The sequence below is a fragment of the Acidiphilium sp. genome (genome assembly GCF_049977125.1).
Classification (GTDB): domain Bacteria; phylum Pseudomonadota; class Alphaproteobacteria; order Acetobacterales; family Acetobacteraceae; genus Acidiphilium.
This window is the reverse complement of the sequence record NZ_JBMFGY010000318.1, coordinates 1-2,166: the sequence shown is the minus strand read 5'-3', so window position 1 is coordinate 2,166 and position 2,166 is coordinate 1. Positions and strand designations below refer to the sequence as shown.

Annotated in this window: 2 protein-coding genes; both read right to left on the bottom strand. The window is 58.5% G+C overall.

Features of this window, described 5'->3' with window-relative positions; translation table 11 throughout:
• A partial coding sequence (locus ACP5E6_RS18590; RefSeq protein WP_427956880.1) for a recombinase family protein occupies nucleotides 1–1,280 on the bottom strand: 1,280 nt, incomplete at its 3' end.
• Nucleotides 1,281–1,746: 466 nt separating this feature from the next.
• Nucleotides 1,747–2,037 (bottom strand): RloB family protein, encoded by a 291-nt coding sequence (locus tag ACP5E6_RS18585; protein WP_427956877.1) that lies wholly within the window; start codon nucleotides 2,035–2,037, stop codon nucleotides 1,747–1,749.
• Nucleotides 2,038–2,166: the final 129 nt, after the last annotated feature.

Below are 2,166 nucleotides of genomic sequence, written 5' to 3'. Positions count from 1 at the left end.
GGCATGCCCTCGGCGATCGCATCGATCATACGTGTCTTCCGGTGATCGAGCCGTTTGAGCTCCTCGCGCGCGCCCGTGAAATGAGCCCGCCGTTCTGCTATGGCTGCGTTCCGCTCGCCCACGAATGCCTCGGTGAATTCCTTGAACAGGGCAGGGTCCATCAACCGAAACCGCAGGCCGTCAAGCACGATCGCCTCGATCCGCTCGCCGCGAATGTTGAACCGGTTGTCGCAGGTGCCTTTGTTCCGCGCCGCCGCACAGCCGAACAGGGTCGAACTAATTTTGCTATATGCGCCGCCGCAGACGCCGCAACGCATCAAACCGGTGAGTAAATGCTTCGGCCGTTGATGTCGCCAGAACTCCTTACTCTCCGTGTCTGGCTCAGAAATGAGATCGGTTCGGGTCAACCTCCGGGCACTGGCTTGGCGCGCCTTCACCGCCGTCCAAAGGTCGTCGTCGATGATTCGAAGTTCAGGATTCTCGTTGACGACCCATTTGTCGGCGGGATTTAGCCGCGACACCCGTTTGCCGGTGGACGGATCCTTCACATAGCGGAGCCGGTTCCAAACGATTCGCCCGATATAGAGTTCGTTGTTCAGTATGCCGGTGCCGCGTTCAGCGTTCCCGTTGATCGTCGACTGGCTCCAGGCCTCGCCGCGCGGGCCGGTCACCCCTTCCTTGTTCAGCTGCACCGCAATCGCTCGGGGAGATTTACCGTGATTAAAATCCCGAAAGATCCGGCGGACGACCTCGGCTTGGGTCGAATTGATCGTCCGCTCTCCGGTTATCGCCAACCCATCCGGACCAAAGCGTCGGACGACATCGTAACCGTATGAATTGCCGCCGCCCGAACGGCCGGCCTCGACACGCCCGCGCATGCCGCGACGGGTTTTATCGGCCAAATCCTTCAAAAATAGCGCATTCATCGTGCCTTTAAGGCCGATGTGCAATTCTGAGACGTCGCCCTCGCCAAGAGTGACGATCCGGATACTGGCGAAACTAAGGCGTTTGAACAGCGCGGCGATATCTTCCTGATCCCGTGACAGCCTATCCATGCCTTCGGCGAGAACCACATCGAAACGACCCCGTGCGGCATCCGCCATCAATTCCTGGATGCCCGGCCGCAACAGCGAGGCGCCCGAAATCGCCCGGTCCGCATAGCTGTCAACGATCGTCCAGCCCTGACGAGCCGCATACTCCCTACAAAGACGCAACTGATCCTCGATCGACGCGGCACTTTGCTGATCGCTCGAAAACCGCGCGTATAACGCCGTACGCATCTGTCACTCCGCATTGACACCAGTCGCGAGGTTACGGAAAAGTTTGCGCTTTGGAAACCCGGATCGAGGTGGGTACTCGAGCTTGGGGATTGGGTAGCTGCGACGTTACGGTCTACAAAAGCCGCCAGTTGGGTTTTGGCCACATCCAGATGAAGACCGAGCGGCAGATATGCGCGTCATTGGCGCCCCTCAGCCGATGGTTGGCCTCGCCCGAAAGCAGCTGTTCGTTTGGTGAGGCCGCGAAACCCGCGCTGGCGAGCCCCAAACGGCGAGAAGGGGGGTGGAAAGAAGATCGCCCGCTCCCGATTAGAAGCGCCCTGAATTCCGACATTTGCTTGCGGCCGCCAGGGCATTGTTGGCAGGCACAATCACTGCGGCGGTACGGACGTCACGGAAAGCGCGCGGTGCTCTTATTCCCCGACACATAGAAAGCCGCCAAGACCGAGGGCTCCTCGGCGCTCATTCATCAGTCTCGCAAGTTCCTCAATAATGCGACAAGTTCGTCCATTGCTGTATATGGATCGCTGGCCACGCGGGCGTCAAAACGGACACGAAGACGCTGCGCGCGTGCGGAAGCAACGTCCAACTGTGGTTCGGTCAGACCAAAGATGCCACGAGAGCCTTTTTCATAGCCTGGAATGTGCCGCTTCAACCGCCTAAATGTCTCAGTCCGATGCGAGAATGCTTGAACATCCTCGAAATGCAACAGGAGCCAAAGTTCAAAGCAGGGAACGGACGGGACGGCTACAAATCGCACTGGCTTTCGCTCGTCATTCTGTAACTTAGGGTCTGAGCTTTGATAAGCGCGTCATTATTTCAGGCGTCTGGGTTTTGCGGCGGCTCCGGTTTTTTGGACAGGTGTTTAAGCTAAGGCTGACCGGTCGAG